This window comes from Primorskyibacter flagellatus, assembly GCF_048268605.1.
Classification (GTDB): Bacteria; Pseudomonadota; Alphaproteobacteria; order Rhodobacterales; family Rhodobacteraceae; genus Primorskyibacter; species Primorskyibacter flagellatus.
Genome location: NZ_JBLWVF010000010.1, coordinates 43,607 through 61,066 on the forward strand (window position 1 = coordinate 43,607; position 17,460 = coordinate 61,066).

The 17,460-nt window shown below is 64.8% G+C and carries 17 protein-coding genes and 1 riboswitch; of the genes, 8 read left to right on the top strand and 9 right to left on the bottom strand.

Translation table 11 applies throughout. The features are described 5' to 3' along the window. Positions 1-171: 171 nt before the first annotated feature. Entirely contained in the window at positions 172-387 is a 216-nt protein-coding gene (locus tag ACN0WV_RS12210; protein ID WP_084353300.1) for a DUF1127 domain-containing protein, read from the bottom strand. 225 nt (positions 388-612) lie between these two features. Here ACN0WV_RS12210 and ACN0WV_RS12215 point away from each other — a divergent pair, with 225 nt between their 5' ends. Continuing rightward, positions 613-1,683 carry an Mrp/NBP35 family ATP-binding protein gene (locus tag ACN0WV_RS12215; RefSeq protein ID WP_417606092.1) on the top strand — a complete coding sequence of 357 codons (1,071 nt, stop codon included), beginning with the start codon at positions 613-615 and terminating at the stop codon, positions 1,681-1,683. Positions 1,684-1,747: 64 nt separating this feature from the next. Here ACN0WV_RS12215 and ACN0WV_RS12220 read toward each other — a convergent pair whose 3' ends face one another. The 8 genes from ACN0WV_RS12220 to ACN0WV_RS12255 are packed head-to-tail and all read right to left on the bottom strand — an operon-like array spanning position 1,748 to position 8,600. Beyond that, positions 1,748-2,779 (bottom strand): energy transducer TonB, encoded by a 1,032-nt coding sequence (locus ACN0WV_RS12220; protein ID WP_417606094.1) that lies wholly within the window; start codon positions 2,777-2,779, stop codon positions 1,748-1,750. Between the two features lie 34 nt (positions 2,780-2,813). Beyond that, positions 2,814-3,194: an ExbD/TolR family protein gene (locus tag ACN0WV_RS12225; protein ID WP_417606096.1), complete on the bottom strand. Its 381-nt coding sequence runs from the start codon at positions 3,192-3,194 to the stop codon at positions 2,814-2,816. 25 nt (positions 3,195-3,219) lie between these two features. Next, positions 3,220-3,597: an ExbD/TolR family protein gene (locus ACN0WV_RS12230; protein ID WP_417606098.1), complete on the bottom strand. Its 378-nt coding sequence runs from the start codon at positions 3,595-3,597 to the stop codon at positions 3,220-3,222. After that, complete coding sequence (locus ACN0WV_RS12235) at positions 3,597-4,220, bottom strand: MotA/TolQ/ExbB proton channel family protein (RefSeq protein WP_417606100.1); 624 nt, start codon at positions 4,218-4,220, stop codon at positions 3,597-3,599. Before ACN0WV_RS12235 ends, ACN0WV_RS12230 begins: the two co-directional genes overlap by 1 nt. Before the next feature lie 22 nt (positions 4,221-4,242). Continuing rightward, positions 4,243-5,001, bottom strand: a complete 759-nt coding sequence (locus ACN0WV_RS12240) for an ABC transporter ATP-binding protein (protein WP_417606102.1) — start codon at positions 4,999-5,001, stop codon at positions 4,243-4,245. After that, a complete protein-coding gene (locus ACN0WV_RS12245) occupies positions 4,998-5,987 on the bottom strand; it encodes a FecCD family ABC transporter permease (protein ID WP_417606104.1) in 990 nt (329 codons plus the stop codon). Before ACN0WV_RS12245 ends, ACN0WV_RS12240 begins: the two co-directional genes overlap by 4 nt. Then, the gene (locus tag ACN0WV_RS12250) at positions 5,984-6,823 is read right to left on the bottom strand and encodes an ABC transporter substrate-binding protein (protein ID WP_417606106.1); all 840 of its coding nucleotides are present in this window, start codon (positions 6,821-6,823) and stop codon (positions 5,984-5,986) included. The genes ACN0WV_RS12245 and ACN0WV_RS12250 overlap by 4 nt, the downstream gene beginning before the upstream one ends. Further along, entirely contained in the window at positions 6,798-8,600 is a 1,803-nt protein-coding gene (locus tag ACN0WV_RS12255) for a TonB-dependent receptor plug domain-containing protein (protein ID WP_417606108.1), read from the bottom strand. Before ACN0WV_RS12255 ends, ACN0WV_RS12250 begins: the two co-directional genes overlap by 26 nt. A gap of 140 nt (positions 8,601-8,740) precedes the next feature. After that, a riboswitch (cobalamin riboswitch) is annotated at positions 8,741-8,949 on the bottom strand. Positions 8,950-9,619: 670 nt separating this feature from the next. Here ACN0WV_RS12255 and mraZ point away from each other — a divergent pair. From mraZ to mraY, 7 genes are all read left to right on the top strand, one after another. Beyond that, a complete protein-coding gene (mraZ, locus tag ACN0WV_RS12260) occupies positions 9,620-10,123 on the top strand; it encodes a division/cell wall cluster transcriptional repressor MraZ (RefSeq protein ID WP_417606110.1) in 504 nt (167 codons plus the stop codon). 3 nt (positions 10,124-10,126) lie between these two features. Continuing rightward, positions 10,127-11,113 carry a 16S rRNA (cytosine(1402)-N(4))-methyltransferase RsmH gene (gene rsmH, locus ACN0WV_RS12265; RefSeq protein WP_417606112.1) on the top strand — a complete coding sequence of 329 codons (987 nt, stop codon included), beginning with the start codon at positions 10,127-10,129 and terminating at the stop codon, positions 11,111-11,113. Then, positions 11,113-11,457, top strand: coding sequence for a cell division protein FtsL (gene ftsL / locus ACN0WV_RS12270; RefSeq protein ID WP_417606114.1), 345 nt, complete (start codon positions 11,113-11,115; stop codon positions 11,455-11,457). Before rsmH ends, ftsL begins: the two co-directional genes overlap by 1 nt. Continuing rightward, on the top strand, positions 11,454-13,238 hold the full coding sequence (locus ACN0WV_RS12275) for a peptidoglycan D,D-transpeptidase FtsI family protein (protein WP_417606116.1): 1,785 nt from the start codon (positions 11,454-11,456) through the stop codon (positions 13,236-13,238). Before ftsL ends, ACN0WV_RS12275 begins: the two co-directional genes overlap by 4 nt. 73 nt (positions 13,239-13,311) lie before the next feature. Continuing rightward, positions 13,312-14,796, top strand: coding sequence for a UDP-N-acetylmuramoyl-L-alanyl-D-glutamate--2,6-diaminopimelate ligase (locus ACN0WV_RS12280; protein ID WP_417606118.1), 1,485 nt, complete (start codon positions 13,312-13,314; stop codon positions 14,794-14,796). Beyond that, positions 14,793-16,238, top strand: a complete 1,446-nt coding sequence (locus ACN0WV_RS12285) for a UDP-N-acetylmuramoyl-tripeptide--D-alanyl-D-alanine ligase (protein ID WP_417606119.1) — start codon at positions 14,793-14,795, stop codon at positions 16,236-16,238. Before ACN0WV_RS12280 ends, ACN0WV_RS12285 begins: the two co-directional genes overlap by 4 nt. Positions 16,239-16,242: 4 nt before the next feature. Beyond that, positions 16,243-17,325: a phospho-N-acetylmuramoyl-pentapeptide-transferase gene (mraY, locus tag ACN0WV_RS12290; protein WP_084353316.1), complete on the top strand. Its 1,083-nt coding sequence runs from the start codon at positions 16,243-16,245 to the stop codon at positions 17,323-17,325. Positions 17,326-17,460 lie beyond the last annotated feature (135 nt).

A 17,460-nucleotide genomic window follows, 5' to 3' on the forward strand; every position in this document is an offset into this window, starting at 1 on the left:
TGCCGCCGCTCTCGTTACGGTTGACGCCAGGGAGGAGGAGAGGCGTCTTCCGAACTGTGCTGGGCCATTTGGGCCCGGAATTCCGGACGACGATCTCCGGGAGGATGGAGACCGTCGCCAGTTACGAAAGGCTCAGGGAGGAGGAAAAGCCTTTCGATCCTTGAAACTTGTTCAGACCTCGTATGCGGCCTGGTAGGCGATCCGGTTCAGCGAGCTGCGGTTCAAGCCCAGATCTTCGAGTTCGCGGGTCGACAGCGATTGCAGCTCTGTCAATGTGCGCTTGTAGACGCGACGGCGTTCGAACCGGGTGCGGATGGTGTCCAGAGCGTCGCCGACGCGTGCAGCGAATGCGCTTTGAGTGTTTGATGTGTGCGTTGCGTATGCCATTGTGATGCTCATTTTCGTGTGTTGTTGTTCGTTTCGTTGACACCAAGATAGGCGTATGCTGCAGATGCACAATACCCCAATGGTCAATGCTGCTATGCAGCAATTGCATAGTGGAGGCTGACGTAACGTCATAAAATATTGTGATTTTTTTGTGGTTGTCGGGTTAGGGTTGTGTTCGCTCGCAAAGCTGCCACCTTCGGCAGCAACGATGATGGAGAATTGAGCATGAATGAAATTCGCGATGAAGTAGAGCGGGTTTTGGCAGGACTCGCCTTGCCGGATGGCGGCGATCTTTTTTCGAGCGATATGGTGCGCGCATTGAGTGTCGATGGTGGCACCGTGCGGTTTGTCATCGAGGCCCCAAGCCCCGAAGTCGCGCGTCACATGGAGCCTTTGCGCCGCGCGGCCGAGGAAGCTGTGACGCGGATCGAGGGTGTGACCTCGGCCAGTGTTGCGCTGACGGCGCATGGACCGGCGGAAAAGACGCCGCCGCCCAGTCTGAAATTCGGCGGTCATGCCAAGCCGCAATCACAGCCGATGAACCCTCCGGGCGTGGACCGGATCCTTGTCATCGGTTCCGGCAAGGGCGGTGTGGGCAAATCCACGGTCTCGGCCAACCTTGCCGTGGCGCTGGCGCGTTCGGGTCGGCGCGTGGGATTGCTCGACGCGGATATATACGGACCCAGCCAGCCGCGCATGATGGGGATCAACAAGCGCCCGGCCTCGCCCGATGGCAAGACGATCATTCCCTTGCACGCGCATGGCGTCACGCTGATGTCCATCGGGTTCATGCTGGAGGAAGGCAAGGCCGCTGTCTGGCGCGGGCCGATGCTGATGGGCGCGATGCAGCAGATGATGACTCAGGTGCAATGGGGCGAGCTGGACGTGCTGCTCGTCGATCTGCCCCCCGGCACCGGGGATGTGCAATTGACGCTGGGCCAGAAGGCCGATCTGACCGGTGCGCTGATCGTGTCCACGCCGCAGGATGTGGCGCTGCTGGATGCGCGCAAGGCCATCGACATGTTCCAGACGCTCAAGGTGCCGATCCTCGGGATGATCGAGAACATGTCCACCTATATCTGCCCCTCCTGCGGGCATGAGGCGCATCTGTTCGGTCAGGGCGGTGTCGCGGCAGAGGCGGAAAAGCTGGGCGTGCCCCTGTTGGGATCGCTGCCCGTCGATCTGGACACGCGCCTGTCGGGCGACGCGGGCAAGCCGATTGCAGCAGGCGACGGGCCGGTGGCGCAAGCCTTTGCGCAGCTGGCGGACCGTCTGGTCAAAGACGGGATCGCTTGACCGGGCGCTACCTGCCGAACCGGGTGCCGTCCGCCGAATCGGATGCCGCCTGCTGATCCGGGCGCTACCGGCGGAAGGCCAGCGGGATCTGGAAGAAATACGCCGCATCCGTCAGCTCTGACGGGGCGGCGGGCAGCCGCGCGCGATTGACCGCGCGCAAGGCCGCCTGATCCAGCGTGTCATCGCCGGAGCCGCGCGCGATGCTGGCATCCACGACCCGGCCTTGCCGCGTCACCTTTATCTTCACGACAACCGTTCCGCTGGCGCGGGTGCCGCGCGGATAGCGCTGGGCGCGAGCGATGCGCTGGCCGACCTGTGCATCCCAGCGGGCCTTGGCGCTGGCAATCTGTGCGGTGCTGGCGCGTTGCTGTTGCGGCGCGGTTTTGCCTGCACCGGCGGCGGTCTGCGCTTCGCGCCCGGCGGAGGGTGCTTGCGGGGGCGCAGAGCTTGCAGGCTTGCGAGGGGACGCTTTCGTCGTGCTCTTTTGCGGGGCGGCCTTGGGCGTGGGGCGCGCTTGCGGCCGTTCTGACACGCTGGGCGCATGGCGTCTGGGTTGCGGGGGCGCTGCACTGTCCACCTGCGGCAAGGCGGCGGTGGCGCGTTGGTCAGGCGGGCGCGGCGTTGTTGGCGACCTCGGCAGCGCTTGGGGTGCGGTGTTTGGCACGTCCGGCAGGCTAAGCGCGGGTGCCGCAGGGGCGCGCAACCCCCGTGGGGCCTTGCTGTCCAGCGCAGAGGGGGCAGGCGATCTTGTGTCCAGCGCGGGCGCGGTATCCTCGGCGGGGTCATTCAGCGCGTCCGGGCGCGGCACCGCGAGGGGCGCAGACATGGCAGGTTGTATTGTCGGGGCGGCATCAGCGGCCGGTGCATCGGGTAAATCCGTCGGCATGGATGTCTCGGGCGGGGCGTCCCAACGTTCCAGCATCCCGGCCATGCTGCGGGGCAGGGCGGCAAGCGTCACGCTGTCACTGCCCAGATCGCCTGACTGCGATGCGGCGGCGTCCGGCGGTGACAGGTGGTCGTCGACCCAGACAAGCCCCGCCGCGTGTAGCGCGGTGGCCAGTGTCAGGGCGGCTGCGGCTTCCAGCGTGCCTCTCATCGGTCGGGGCCGTCAGGACATGTGGCGGGCCGGGTCACGGCGCGGCCTCGGTGACGACGGAAACCTGCTGGACGCCAAGCCGGGTAAGGCGGGTCAGCAGGGCGGCAAGCGCCTGCGCGGGTGCGTCGCGATCGGCCTTGAGCAGAAGTGTGGTGCCTGACGCCGCGGCGGTTTCTGCCTCTGCGCCGCGCAATCTCCCAAAGGCGATCTGGCCGTCGCTGGCAAGGTAGAGCGTGTTGGCTTGGTCAGCCGCCGCCTCGCTTGCGCTTTGCGGCAGGGTCAGGGGCAGCGGATCGGGCGGGGTCAGGCTGGCGGTCATCAGAAAGAAGATGAGCAGCAGGAACACCACGTTGATCATGGGCACCACGGGTTCGCGCGTCGCGCGTCTTGGGGTGGGGGGCAGCAGGCGGGTCATGGCGCGGCTTTGCGGTCTGATTTGCTCATTCCGCCACCACCAGCGATGTCAGGCCAGCAGCGCGCAACAGGTCAAGTACGTCCAGCATGTCCTGCACCGACGCGCCGTCGCTGCCACGCAGGATCACCGGCGCATCGGGCGCGGGCATCAGCGGGGCGAGGGCATCCGCCAGCGCGCCCTGCGCCACCGGAATGCCGTTGAGGCTGAGGCCGGTGGCATTGATCTCGACTAGCCGTGGCGGACCGGTCCAGCCGTCACCCGCGCCGCCCACATCCAGCGGCACCGCGCTTTCGCCGCCAAACCGCGCGGCCAGCATGAAGAACACCAGCAGCAGGAACACCACGTCGATCATCGGTGTCAGGCTGGGCTTGCGGCGGCGTGGGGGGGCGGCGAGAGACAACATCAGGAGCGGGGCCCGGTGGTGAAGATGCGGGTGGCGGCGTCCTCCATATCATGGGACAGGCGTTCGGCGATGCTGTCGAACCATGACAGGGCAACGCCTGCCGGGATGGCCACGGCCATGCCTGCGGCGGTGGTCAGCAGCGCTTCCCATATGCCGCCTGCCAGGGCTGCGGGATCGGCGCGGCTGCCGGTGTCTTGCAGGGCCTGGAACGCCTCGATCATGCCCAGAACCGTGCCGAGCAGGCCCAGGAGCGGCGCGATGGTGGCGATCAGTTCCAATGCGCGCAGCCCGGTGCGCGCCTCGATCAGGGCGGCGCGGGCGACGCGGGCGGTTTCCTCGCGGGCGGGGTCGGGGGCCATGCCACCCGTCAGCGCCTGCATCGCGGCATGGGTCACGCGGGCGCGCAGGCCGGGGCGGCCACTCAGGTGATCGCGGGCGGCGTCGCGCTGACCGTCAGACCAGAGCGTCAGGGCGGACTCGACCCGCGCGCGCCGCCATGCGCCCAGCACCGACAGGCGCCACAGCTTCCACAGGATCAGCGCCAGCGTGACCACGGACAGCGCCGCGATGACCCAGAGCGCGGGACCGCCGCGCGACAGGAGGGGGGTGATCTGGCCTAGCATCGGAAGGCTTCCTTCAGGGCGGTCATGGCAGCACGTCCAGCGGTTGGAAGAGCGGCCCGTGATCGGTGTTGATCATCCGCGCCTCGAGGTGAAAGACACGGGCGATATTGTCGGCCGTCAGCACATCGGCGGGGGGGCCGTCGGCCACGAGCAGCCCGTCGCCCAGCAAGATCAGCCGCGTGCAATAGCGCGCTGCGAGGTTAAGATCGTGGAGTGAGGCCAGCACTGCGCGACCTTCGCGCGTCAGCTGCCTGAACACCCGCAGCGTGGCGATCTGAGCTGCCGGGTCAAGCCCGGCAGAGGGTTCGTCCGCCATCAGCAGGGGCGTTTCCTGCGCCAGCGCGCGGGCGATGAGAACCCGCGCCTGCTCGCCACCGGACAGTTCTGTTGCCAGCCGGTCCCTGAAGGCGGTCAGCCCCATGCGGGACAAGGCGGCCTCGACGGCGGTTCGGTCGGTCTCGCGCAGCCTTGTGCCGCGTGGTAGATGCGGCAGCCGACCAAGGGCTACGAGCGCCTCGACCGTGACGGGCCAGGCGATCTCTCGCTTCTGGGGCAGCCATGCGGCGGTGGCGGCGCGGTCGCGTGCGGGCATCTCGGCAAGGCTGCTATGGCCTTGGTGTGCCAACAAGCCAAGGGCCGCGCGCATCAGCGTTGTCTTGCCCGCACCGTTCGGGCCGATCAGGCCGACGCATTCGCCGGGGCCGATCGAGAAGGACACGCGATCCACCACCGGGCGGTCGCCACGCCGGACGGTCAGGGCATCGAGCGTGAGCAGGGTCATGCCATCTCCCTCCGCGTCTTGTAGATCAGATGCAGGAAGAGCGGCGCGCCGATCAGCGCCATGACAACGCCAAGCTTCAGGTCGCGGTCAGGCAAGATCAGCCGTACGGCAAGGTCGGCGGCCAGCACCATCGCCGCGCCGCCAAGCGCCGAGGCCCAGAGCAGCGTTGACGGGCGCGCCCCGGTCAGCGGGCGCAGGATATGCGGCACGATCAGGCCGACAAAACCGACAGCGCCTGCCACGGCCGTCGCGGCCCCCACGGCGGCGGCGGTGCCCGCCAAAAGGGTCAGGCGCAGGCGCGATAGCGGAATGCCCATCGCCTGCGCCGCATCCTCGCCCAGTGTCAGCGCGTCCAGCCCCCGGCCCAGCGTGAACAGCGCGGCCCATCCCAGCAGCATCAGGGGGGCGGCCAGCGCCACATGCGCCATCGAGCGGTCAGCGACGGACCCCATCATCCAGAACATGATTTCCGACGCGGCATAGGGGTTGGGCGACAGGTTCAGCACCAGCGCCGTGAACGCGCCTGCGAGTGCCGAAATCGCGATGCCTGCAAGGATCAGCGTCAGCGACGATCCTCGCGGGCCGGCGAGGGCGAGGATCAGCAGGACCGCAGCGAAGGCAAAGCCAAGGGCCATCAGTGGCAAGACCAGCGCAAAACCCGCCGCCAGCCCGGTTTGCAGCGCGATCACTGCGCCCAGGGCGGCGGACCCGGACACGCCGATCAGTCCGGGTTCGGCCAGCGGGTTGCGCAGATAGCCCTGCATCGCAGCACCCGACAGGCCCAGCGAGGCACCGACCATCGCCGCCAGAAGCGCACGCGGCAGGCGGATCTGCGTCAGGATCAACGTGGTCAGCTCTTCGCCCTGACCGGCCAGCGCGCGCAGCGCATCCATCGGGCCAATCGCGGCGTGACCCAGAAACATCGAGGCGGCGAACATCGCCAGCACAAGCAGGCTGAGCAAGGCGGCGAGGATGCGGGGGCTCATTGTGCGGCCTCCCATTCCAGTCGCAGGGCGCGCATCTGCGCCACGGCATCCAGTATATAATGTGTCTCGCAGGTCCATTTGGCGCCATCGTCGATCCGCCGCAGCGCGCCGGTGGCGGCAAGGGCGGGGTGGTCGAGCAATTCGGTGGCGCGCGCATGTCCGCCATAGGGCGCACCGATCAGGATCAGATCGGGTTGCGCCAGCAGCAGTTCTTCCAGATGCAGGCGGCCCCCGAAAGGCAGGCCCAACTCGGCGGCGATATTGCGAAAGCCCGCGGCGCGCAGCACATCGCCTGCAAGCGTGTCGGCACCGGTCGTGGTGCCGAGCGCCTGATACATGACAACGCGCGGGGGGGTGTCAGGGGTTTCCGTCAGCGCGGCCAGACGGGCGTCAAAAGCCGCGATCAGGGCGGTGGCGGCGACCTCGCGTCCCAGCAACGCCCCCATCCGCGCCAGGTTGTCGCGCACATCCGCAAGCGAGTTCGCAGGCGCAAACCGTTCGACGCGCACGCCCAGCCGTTCCAGCATCTCGACGGTGGCGCGGGTGGTGTAGGTGCCCGCCAGCACCAGATCGGGGGTGCGCAGAAAGACATCCTCGGCGCTGCCATCGGTGACGGGCCAGCCCTCGGCCTGTTCGGCCATCGCGGATGTGCGCGGGTCCGACGCCAGCTTGGAGACCGCCATCAATTGGCCGGGACCGGAAAGCAGCATCGCCATCTGGTCGGTGCAGACGTTCAGAGACACGACCCGCTGCGGGGCCGCGAGCGCCGCCGCGCCGGAAAGAACCAGCGCGGCGACAAACGATATGAGCCTAGAAGGACGCACGGATCCCGACATAGGCGGCACGACCGGAGGTCTCGTAGCCCGGAATTGGCTCGTATTCGCGGTCGAACAGGTTTTCGACGCGGACATAGGCATCAATGCCATTGTCGAAGGCGTAGCCCAGCTGCGCGTTGACCACGGTGTAATTTGCCACATCCTCGGGCGTGAAACCCGTGCCGAAGGTTGCGGGCAAGTCAGCGCGACGTTGCAGGCTGGCCGACGCGCTGATCCGGTCGGTGATGTCCGCGGCAACGCCAAGGTCAAGCGCATAGCGCGGCACACGCTGAAGCGGATCGTTGTCGGAGTCGCGCGCATCGGTGTAGGTGAATGCGCCGGTCAATGTCACCCGGTCAGAAATCGGCAGGAGGCCCGAAAGCTCAACCCCTTTGGACACGGATGTGCCTTCAACCTGATTATAGGCAGTGGTGTACTGGATGAGATCGTCGATCTCGGTATAGAACAGCGTCGCCGTCACCTCTGCGCCGTTTGCAAAGGTCTTTTCCAGCCCCAGATCGAAGCTGCGGCTTTTCTCCGGGTCAAGGTTCGGGTTCGCGCCGAAGCCGCCGAACAGTTCGTTCAGGGACGGGGCGCGGAAGCCGTTGGCCAGCGTCGAGCGGATGGTAAGGTCATCGCGCAGCCGCCAGTTCAATGCGGCACGTCCGGTGGTGAAACCGCCGAATTGCAGGTTGTCGTCATGGCGAACGGACAGGGCCAGATCAAGATCGGGCGTCGCCGCGTATTGAACCTCGCCAAAGAGGCCGCGCACCACAACCTCGTCATCGGTGAAGCTTTCGGCAGTTTCGCGGGTCCAGTCGGCCCCGAAGGACACGGTCAGGGCGTCGGTCGCGGTCCAGGTTCCGTTATAGCCGACCTTGTCGCGTTCGCCTTCATAAGCCTGAGTGAAGGACAGCGGCGTGTCGCGATCCACGGTAAAGCGGGACATGTCGAATTCGTGATGCACGGCACCGGTATCGGCCTCGACATAGGCGCGCAGGCCCCGTTGTTGCGTGTCGCCGGTGCTGGCACCGGGGTCGTAGTCAAACTCGGAATCGAAGGCGAAGCCAGTCAGGCCGAGTTTCACATCCGGCGTGACGCGGTAATAGGCGTCGAACGTGTATTGGCCGCCGGCAAAGCCGTCCTCCTCATCGTCATTGGAGTAGGCGCTGATGCCGTCGGTGCGCACCCGCGAGGCGGTGACCGCGAACCCGGCATTGTCGGTCGCGATACCGTAGCTCAGCGTGCCGCGCGCGGTTCCGTAAGACCCGGCTTCGATCGCGACAGAGCCTTCGCGGCCCGGTTCTTCGGGGGCTTGGGCGGCGGTGATGGCGATGACGCCTGCCACGGCCTCGGACCCGTATAAGGCCGATTGCGCGCCTCTGACGACCTCGACCCGGCTGATGCCGCCGAGCAGCGTATTCTTCCAGTCAAAGCTGGTCTGGGTGGCGGATGGGTCGGAAATGTCGATGCCGTTCAGCAGCACCGGGGCGTATTTTTGGTCAAGCCCGCGCAGGCGGACGTAGTTTGCACCGCTATATGACAGACCACCGGGGCCGTCGGGCTGGGTGAAGGTGACGCCTGCCGTGCCGGAGATGATCGAAGACAGCGACGCGCTGGGCGTGTCGGCAATATCATCCTTGTCGATGACATCCACGGAAGCGCCTGTGCGCGACAGCGGCAGGCTGGACTGGTTGGCATAAACGGTGATCGTGTCGAGGATGGTGTATTCCTGCGCCATTGCGGGCAGGGCGAGGCCGATCGCCAGCAGGGAGGCCGGGGCGAGGGTTTGTTTCATGGACGATCCTTTCCAGATCGAAGCGGCGCAATCCGGGCACCGGCGCTTTATGTCTGGCTCGGGAAAGGGGTGCCCATCCGCGAACGGTGAAGGTCTGTCACCGCAACGGAGAACCGTTATCCCGGCGCCCCCCGCGCCCGAATAGGGTGATCTTCCCGGCAGGTCTCCTGGCTTGCGGGTCGTCGCTTGGTCGGGCCTTCCCGTGGGTGCGCGCACACCACAGTGACATCATCCGACCGCGCTCGCCGCTCACAGTTGCGGGGGCAGCCGCGGAATAAGGGCATGCCCCGCACCGCGTTCCCTCTTCGTCGGACGTTTGACAGCCCGAACCGAGATACGAACGCTCTACTGCGCAGGCATTTTCAAGGCAAGAGTGGAATTATAAGGGCGAAAGAAGGCTGTCAGACGGGATTGCATGGGACGGATGGGAATTCATACCGCCAACAGGGGGATTCCGCGCAAAAGCGACAGATGCAACCACGATTCGTGGCGATGGCTTGGCCAGTGCTGTGTGAAAGCGGTCACCAGTCGAGAAAAAATCGACAAACTCATGGGAAAAACGCGGCGCGGTTTGGGCGCTATATCTGGTGTGTAGTTTCTATCCATCCGCTACAAATCGCGTCCAGTTTTGCAGGATGGCAACGATATGTTGTTTTGTAGGGGTGTGGAAAACTAGATGCAGTGGCTCAGGACCATAAATTCCTATTGATCGCCATCAATTCCCATAGTATCCCTGTAAACACGATGAGGGACGGGACGAAGGGGCACACAAAGAACCCCGAAACATTCTCCCAACAAAAACAAGAACGGCAGGTTTCATACAGGCTCCGCCTTTCATCGTGACCAAAGATCCGGCGCGCGAGCGAGCAGACATCCCCCCAGATGGCGCGTGTAGCTGGACATATCCGCACAAAGCGGGACGAGGGTGGCGGGTTGATCAGTGGCAGCAGATCAGCCCGCCCTTTCGCGTTTAGGGACCGGGAAAACCGGGTGGGGCAATCGAAGGAAGCGGCAGGGCAGTGGGTCGCAGGTTCAGAGGCGAAAGCCAACTCAAGGTAGATGCGAAAGGCAGGGTATCCATCCCGGCCTCTTTTCGTCGTGTACTGGAAGAGTGCGATCCGAACTGGACCGAAGGGCTGAACCCCGAGCTTGTGATTGTCTATGGCGACCATCGCCGCAAATTTCTGGAATGCTACACGATCGAGGCCATCGAAGAGGTGGACAGCAAGATCGACGCAAAGCCGCGCGGATCGCGGCAACGCCGGATTCTGCAACAGCTTTTCCAAGGCCAGTCCCATCCCACCAATGTCGACGAGACCGGGCGTCTGGTCCTGCCTGCCAAGCTGCGCCAGAAGATCGGCCTTGACGGGCAGGCGTTTTTCATTGGCGCGGGCGATACGTTCCAGATCTGGAATCCCGAAACCTTTGAGCGGGAAGAACTGGCCAAGACCGAAGAATTCCTGGACGAGCTGCCCGAGGATTTCGATCCGCTGAGTTTCCTGGAAGATGAAGGAGGCGCGTAAGAGATGCCACCCGCCGCCCCGCCTTCTGCCCCGCATATCCCGGTCTTGCTACGCCCGCTTCTGCGGGCGGTTTCGCCTGTAGAAGGCATCTGGATTGACGGCACCTTCGGTGCGGGCGGCTATGCGCGCGGGTTGCTGGAGGCTGGTGCCGAGCAGGTCATCGGCATTGACCGCGACCCGATGGTTTTTGACATGGCCGGGGACTGGGCGGCGGAATATGGCGACAAGCTGCGGCTGGTCGAGGCGAATTTCGCCGATATGGATAAACATGCCGAGGGCGTCGACGGCGTGGTGCTGGATCTGGGCGTGTCCTCGATGCAGCTGGATCTGGCCGAGCGTGGCTTTTCCTTCATGCGCGACGGGCCGCTGGATATGCGGATGGGGGTCACGGGCGACAGCGCCGCCGATCTGGTCAACAGTGCCGAAGAGATCGATCTGGCCGATATTCTGTATACTTACGGCGAAGAGCGCGCCTCTCGTCGCATAGCCCGTGCGATTGTCCGCGAACGCGAAAAAGAGCCGATCACCAGGACGTTGCAACTGGCCGGTATCATCGAGGGCTGCCTGCCACGGCAGAAGCCAGGACAGTCGCATCCCGCCACGCGCAGCTTTCAGGCGCTGCGGATTGCGGTGAATGATGAATATGGCGCGCTGTATCAGGGGTTGCTGGCGGCGGAACGGGTGCTGAGACCCGGCGGCTGGCTGGCGGTTGTCAGCTTTCATTCCATCGAGGACCGCATGGTCAAGCGTTTCCTTCAGGCGCGCGGCGGGGCGCTGGGCAATGCCAACCGTTTCGCGCCCGAGGTCGAAGCGCCGGACCCGCAATTCAAGATTGCCAACCGCAAGGCCATCGGCGCCGATCCCGAAGAGCTGGATGTCAATCCGCGTGCGCGCAGCGCCTTGTTGCGGGTGGCCACGCGGACGGACGCACCTGCGGGCGAGATCGACGCCAAATCCATTGCCATGCCATTGCTGAAAGGAGCGAGATAATGCGTAGCCTGTTTTTTGTGCTGACCGCGCTTTCCGTGATCGGGTTGGCCTTCTGGGCCTATCACGAGAATTACAAGACGCAGGAGGCGCTGTCGAATGCCGAACGCCTGCAACACAAGATCGGTGCCGCGCGCGCGCGCCTGGCCGTGCTGAAGGCCGAATGGGCCTATCTCAACCGTCCCGACAGGCTGCGCGATCTGGCCGAGGTCAACTTTGAAAGCTTGGGGCTGTTGCCGCTGCGCCCGGATCAGTTTGGTCGCGTCGATCAGGTGTCCTATCCGCAGCGTGCCGCGGTGATTGACGAACAGGCGATCACGGTGGCCAGCTCGGGAGAGGACGAATGAACCGGACCGCGCTGCGCCCTCTCGCCCGTATTCTCGAAGCCCGCAGCCGGGGCGAAAACCCCGATGCCATTGAACGCGAAAACCTGCGCATCCGCCACGAGCAGATGCGCGACCGGTCCCGCACCCGCGCCGAGGGGCGGCTGTTGGTGCTGGGCGTGATGTTTTTCTGCGCATTTTCGGTGATCGGTGCGCGGATGGGTGTCTTGTCGGCCTCCGAGGCGAGCGAGCCACGCGCGCAGGCCGCGGGCGCGTCGATCATCGCGCAGCGCGCCGATATTGTGGACCGCCGGGGCCGCATTCTTGCGACCAACATGGAAACCCATTCACTTTATGCGCATCCGCAGCAGATGGTTGAACCGGAACGCGCCGCCAAGGCTTTGGCCGGGATCTTTCCGGATCTTAAGGAAGAGCGCCTGATCAAGGATTTTTCGGGCAAGCGCAAATTCGTCTGGGTGAAGAAGAAGATCAGCCCCGAACAACAACAGGCCGTGCATGATATTGGCGAGCCGGGCTTGCTGTTCGGCCCGCGCGAGATGCGGCTGTTTCCCAACGGGTCCATCGCCAGCCACGTTCTGGGGGGCGCTGGATTTGGCCGTGAGGGCGTGCATTCGGCAGAGGTGATCGGCACTGCCGGGGTTGAGAAATATTTTGACGACGTGCTGCGTGATCCGGCCCGCGAAGGCGCACCGCTGGAACTGTCGCTGGATTTGACCGTTCAAGCGGCGACCGAGCGCGTGCTGTACGGCGGCATGAAGCTGATGAATGCCAAGGGTGCCGCCTCGGTCCTGATGGATGTGCATACTGGCGAGGTGATTGCCATTGCCAGCTTGCCGGATTTCGACCCCAATGACCGCCCTCGCCCCCCGACCGAAGGCAACCCGTCCGACAGCCCGCTGTTCAACCGTGCGGTGCAGGGCGTGTACGAGCTTGGCTCTACCTTCAAGATCTTCGCGACGGCACAGGCGATGGAACTGGGCCTCGTTAGTCCCGACACGATGATCGACATCCGTGGTCCTCTGCGTTGGGGTCGGCACCGAATTCGCGATTTTCACAATTACGGCAAAGAGTTGTCGGTTACCAAGGTGATCGTGAAGTCGTCGAATATCGGCACCGCACGGATTGCCCAGATGATCGGGGTAGAGCGTCAGAAGCAGTTCCTTGAAGCGCTGGGGTTCTTCAAGCCGACAGGATTGGAAATGGTGGAATCGAAAGGCGGCAAGCCTTTGCTGCCGCCGCAATGGTCGGAATTGTCCACCATGACGATTTCTTACGGTCACGGGTTGTCCGCGACGCCTCTGCATCTGGCGGCGGGCTATGCCGCGATTGCAAATGGCGGCTATCAGATCACGCCGACCTTGCTGAAACAGTCCGGCTCGCAGCTTGGTCCGCGGATCATGCGCCCCGAGGTTTCCGCACGCTCGCGTGCCATGCTGCGCAAGGTGGTGACAGAAGGCACGGCCAGCTTCGGCGAGGTTCCGGGCTATGCGGTTGCGGGCAAGACCGGCACCGCTGACAAGCCCAAGGAACGCGGGGGCGGCTATTACAAGGACAAGGTGATCGCGACATTCGCCGCGATGTTCCCCGCGCATGATCCGAAATACGTGCTGGTGGTGACGCTGGACGAGCCGTCCGAGAACTCTGGCGACAAGCCGCGCCGCACCGCCGGGTGGACCGCTGTTCCCGTCGCGGCCGAGATGATCGGTCGGATCGCGCCGCTTCTGGGCATGGCACCCGAGGTTGAGCCGGGACAGCTTGCTGGTATAACGCTGACGTCCAATTGACGCAGCGCCTGCCCTTGTCATGCGCGGCTGCCGGTGGCACCTGCGGGCAATGGTCAAAGACGGGAAGACGCGCATGGGAAACGGTGCAAAAACGCTGAGCGAGCTGGGGCTGACGGCGCGGGGTGGCCGCGAGGCCCAGGTGACGGGCCTGGCCGTGGACAGCCGCGAGGTGCGCGACGGCCATCTGTTTGCGGCCTTGCCGGGCACGCGGGTGCATGGCGGAGAATTCATCCAATATGCGCTGCGCATGGGCGCGGGCGCTGTCCTGACCGATGCCGAGGGCGCAAGGATTGCCGCGGACGAATTGGAAGCGTCAGGCGCCGCTCTGGTGATTGCCGAAGATCCCCGACAGGCGCTAGCCTATTCTGCCGCGTTGTGGTTCGGCGCGCAGCCAGAGGTGATGGTGGCCATCACCGGCACCAACGGCAAGACCTCGGTCGCCACATTTGTGCGTCACATCTGGCAGGAGTTGGGTCATAGCGCGGTCAATGTCGGCACGACGGGCGTGGAAGGCGACTGGGACGCACCGCTGGCCCATACGACACCCGAACCGATCACCCTGCACCGGGTTCTGTCGCAGGCAGCAAGGGCGGGGGTGACCCATGCCGCGATGGAAGCGTCCAGTCACGGGCTGGCGCAGCGCCGTCTTGACGGCGTGCATCTGCGCGCGGCGGGTTTTACCAATTTCAGCCAGGATCATCTGGATTACCACGCGAGTTTCGAGGAATATTTCGACGCCAAGGCAGGGCTGTTCGCCCGTGTGCTGCCTGATGACGGTGTGGCGGTGGTCAATATCGACGACGCGCGCGGCGTGGACATGGCGGCGATTGCCAGCGCGCGCGGCCAGCATGTCCTGACCGTCGGCGATGCCGAAGGGGCCGATATTTGCCTGAGCGCGCAGCGGTTCGATGCCACCGGACAGGAAATCCGCGTTCTGCACGAGGGCGTGGCCCGACAATTGCGCCTGCCGCTGATCGGCGGCTTTCAGGGCGAAAACGTGTTGCTGGCCGCCGGTTTGGTCATCGCCTGCGGGGCAGAGCCGGAAGAGGTGTTCGACGCGTTGCCGCAATTGCGCACCGTCCGGGGCCGGATGCAACTGGCCGCGACGCGCGAAAACGGCGCTGCGGTATTTGTCGATTTTGCCCATACGCCCGACGCGATTGCCACTGCCATTCAGGCGCTGCGCCCGCATGTGATGGGCCGTCTGGTGGCGATCATCGGCGCGGGCGGCGACCGCGACCGCGCCAAGCGTCCGCTGATGGGGCAGGCGGCGGCGGAACATGCCGATCTGGTGATCGTGACCGATGATAACCCGCGCTCTGAAGATCCCGCCGCGATCCGCGCCGCCGTGCTGGAAGGCGCGGGCGATGCGTCAGAGGTGGGCGACCGGGCCGAGGCGATCCTGCGCGGTGTCGACGCGCTTGGCCCCGGTGACGCGCTGCTGATCTGCGGCAAGGGGCACGAAAGCGGCCAGACTGTGGGCGATATTGTCTACCCTTTCGATGATGTCGAACAGGCCAGCGTGGCCGTGGCCGCACTGGACGGGAGGTTGCCATGACGCTTTGGACCGCCGCGGAGGCGGCCGCGGCCACCGGCGGGCGGGCTGTCGGCGATTGGGCGGCGACGGGCGTTTCCATCGACACGCGCACGATTGTCCGGGGCGATCTGTTCGTGGCGCTGAAAGCCGCGCGCGACGGGCATGAATTTGTCGCTCAGGCGTTGCAAGGCGGTGCCGCCGCAGCAATGGTCGATCATGTGCCCGAGGATGTGCCTGCGGACGCGCCGTTGCTGATCGTTGATGACGTGTTGACCGGGTTGGAACGGCTGGGCGCAGCAGCACGCGCGCGCACGGATGCGCGGGTCGTTGCCGTGACAGGTTCTGTCGGCAAGACCTCGACCAAGGAGATGCTGCGCAAGGTTCTGGGCGGGCAGGGCAAGGTCCATGCCGCCGAGAAAAGCTATAACAACCATTGGGGCGTGCCGCTGACATTGGCGCGGATGCCGAAAGACACCGATTTCGCGGTGATCGAGATCGGCATGAACCACCCCGGTGAGATCGCCCCGCTGGCGCGGCTGGCAAGGCCTCATGTCGCCGTGGTGACCATCGTGGCACCTGCGCATCTGGCAGCGTTCGAGAATGTGCAGGGCATTGCGCGTGAAAAGGCCGCGATCTTCGAGGGGCTGGAACCGGGTGGTACGGGAATCGTCAACGGCGATCTGGCAACCTCGGCGATCCTTATCGAGGCCGCGCAGGCGCGTGCTGCGCGGGTGATCACCTTTGGCGAAAGCGCGGCCTGTCATCACCGCGTGAGCAATGTGCAGATCGGCGATCAGGCGACGGTGGTGCATGGGCGCGCCTGGCGCACGCCGCTTTTGTACAAGGTGGCGGTGCCGGGACGGCATTTTGCGGTGAACGCGATGGCTGTGATCGCGGTGGTCAGTGCGCTGCATCTGGACCGCGCCCTTGCCATGTTGGCTCTGGGCCGCTGGCATCCTGTCGAGGGGCGGGGCGCGCGCGAGGTCATTCGGCTTGACGCGGTTGATACGCAAATGGCGTTCGAGATGATTGATGATGCCTATAACGCCAATCCGGCATCGGTCGGCGCGGCGCTGGAAGTGCTGGCGGCGGCTTCTGTGCGTCACGATCTGGGGCGTGTCGCGCAGGGGCGACGGATTGCCTTTCTGGGCGACATGAAGGAACTGGGTGACGACGAGGCTGCCTTGCATGCGGCGATTGCCGATCTGGCGGCGATGGACCGGATCGACCGGGTTCATGCCGTAGGGCCGTTGATGCACCACCTGTGGGAGGCACTGCCCCAGGAAAAGCGCGGCCGCTGGACCGAGACCAGCGCCGAGATGGCCAAGGGGCTGCGCCACGATCTGGACGCCGGAGACGTTGTTCTGGTGAAGGGGTCGCTGAGCATGGGGTTGGCGCGCGTGGTTGACGGCTTGCGCAAATTGCGCCAAGGCCCAGCCCACAGTGAGACCACGGAGAACTGAACGGATGCTTTACTGGCTGACGGCCCTGTCTGATGGCGGCGACTTTTTCAACCTGTTCCGCTATATAACATTCCGGGCCGGTGGGGCTTTTCTGACGGCGCTGCTGTTCGGGTTCATCTTCGGCGTGCCGTTGATCAACGTGTTGCGCAAGCGTCAGGGCAAGGGCCAACCGATCCGGGATGATGGCCCCGAGGGGCATTTCCTCAAGGCGGGTACGCCCACGATGGGCGGGCTGCTGATTGTGGGTGCGCTTTTGACCTCGACCCTGATCTGGGCGCGGCTGGACAATCCCTATATCTGGATGGTGCTGTTCGTGACGGTGTCTTTCGGTCTTATCGGTTTTGCCGACGATTACGCCAAGGTCAGCAAACAGAACGTGGCCGGCGTGCCCGGACGCGTCCGGTTGCTTCTGGGGCTGCTGATCGCGGCGGCGGCGGGGTTCTGGGCCGCGCAGTACCATCCGGCGGAACTGACCAACCAGTTGGCGCTGCCGGTGTTCAAGGACACGCTGATCAACCTGGGCTATTTGTTTGTGCCCTTCGCGGTGATCGTCATTGTCGGATCGGCCAATGCGGTCAACCTGACCGACGGGCTGGACGGGCTGGCGATCATGCCGGTGATGATCGCGGGCGGCACGCTGGGGGTGATTGCCTATGCGGTGGGGCGCACCGACTTTACCGAATATCTGGACGTGCATTATGTGCCGGGGACGGGTGAGATCCTGATCTTTTCCGCCGCCCTGATCGGCGGCGGGCTGGGCTTTTTGTGGTATAACGCGCCGCCTGCGGCCGTGTTCATGGGCGATACCGGATCGCTGGCGCTTGGCGGGGCGCTTGGCGCCATCGCGGTTGCCACCAAGCACGAGATCGTGCTGGCCATTGTTGGCGGGTTGTTCGTGGTCGAGGCGCTGTCCGTGATCATCCAGGTGCTGTATTTCAAGCGCACCGGCAAGCGGGTTTTCCTGATGGCACCGATCCACCACCATTACGAAAAGAAGGGCTGGTCGGAGCCGCAGATCGTGATCCGCTTCTGGATCATCTCGCTGATTCTGGCGATGCTGGGTCTTGCGACGCTGAAGGTGCGCTGAGGTCTCTCGGATTTGCTGCCTGTCTCAGGTGGAGCCAGCGGGGGTTTTCCACCCCCGCACCCCCGGAGAGTATTTTGCCAAGAAGAAGGCCGGAGCGGCGTGTCGGTAATTGCCGGTCATGGTGTGGGGCGCGTC

Bases quoted from the DNA above. Each gene is read 5' to 3' on its own strand.
- ACN0WV_RS12220 (WP_417606094.1), bottom strand. From the start codon at position 2,779: ATGAGAGGCACGCTGGAAGCCGCAGCCGCCCTGACACTGGCCACCGCG.
- ACN0WV_RS12215 (WP_417606092.1), top strand. From the start codon at position 613: ATGAATGAAATTCGCGATGAAGTAGAGCGGGTTTTGGCAGGACTCGCC.
- ACN0WV_RS12285 (WP_417606119.1), top strand. From the start codon at position 14,793: ATGACGCTTTGGACCGCCGCGGAGGCGGCCGCGGCCACCGGCGGGCGG.
- ACN0WV_RS12245 (WP_417606104.1), bottom strand. From the start codon at position 5,987: ATGAGCCCCCGCATCCTCGCCGCCTTGCTCAGCCTGCTTGTGCTGGCG.
- ACN0WV_RS12225 (WP_417606096.1), bottom strand. From the start codon at position 3,194: ATGACCCGCCTGCTGCCCCCCACCCCAAGACGCGCGACGCGCGAACCC.
- mraY (WP_084353316.1), top strand. From the start codon at position 16,243: ATGCTTTACTGGCTGACGGCCCTGTCTGATGGCGGCGACTTTTTCAAC.
- ACN0WV_RS12250 (WP_417606106.1), bottom strand. From the start codon at position 6,823: ATGTCGGGATCCGTGCGTCCTTCTAGGCTCATATCGTTTGTCGCCGCG.
- ACN0WV_RS12240 (WP_417606102.1), bottom strand. From the start codon at position 5,001: ATGACCCTGCTCACGCTCGATGCCCTGACCGTCCGGCGTGGCGACCGC.
- ACN0WV_RS12255 (WP_417606108.1), bottom strand. From the start codon at position 8,600: ATGAAACAAACCCTCGCCCCGGCCTCCCTGCTGGCGATCGGCCTCGCC.
- ACN0WV_RS12210 (WP_084353300.1), bottom strand. From the start codon at position 387: ATGGCATACGCAACGCACACATCAAACACTCAAAGCGCATTCGCTGCA.
- ftsL (WP_417606114.1), top strand. From the start codon at position 11,113: ATGCGTAGCCTGTTTTTTGTGCTGACCGCGCTTTCCGTGATCGGGTTG.
- ACN0WV_RS12275 (WP_417606116.1), top strand. From the start codon at position 11,454: ATGAACCGGACCGCGCTGCGCCCTCTCGCCCGTATTCTCGAAGCCCGC.
- ACN0WV_RS12280 (WP_417606118.1), top strand. From the start codon at position 13,312: ATGGGAAACGGTGCAAAAACGCTGAGCGAGCTGGGGCTGACGGCGCGG.
- ACN0WV_RS12230 (WP_417606098.1), bottom strand. From the start codon at position 3,597: ATGTTGTCTCTCGCCGCCCCCCCACGCCGCCGCAAGCCCAGCCTGACA.
- rsmH (WP_417606112.1), top strand. From the start codon at position 10,127: ATGCCACCCGCCGCCCCGCCTTCTGCCCCGCATATCCCGGTCTTGCTA.
- ACN0WV_RS12235 (WP_417606100.1), bottom strand. From the start codon at position 4,220: ATGCTAGGCCAGATCACCCCCCTCCTGTCGCGCGGCGGTCCCGCGCTC.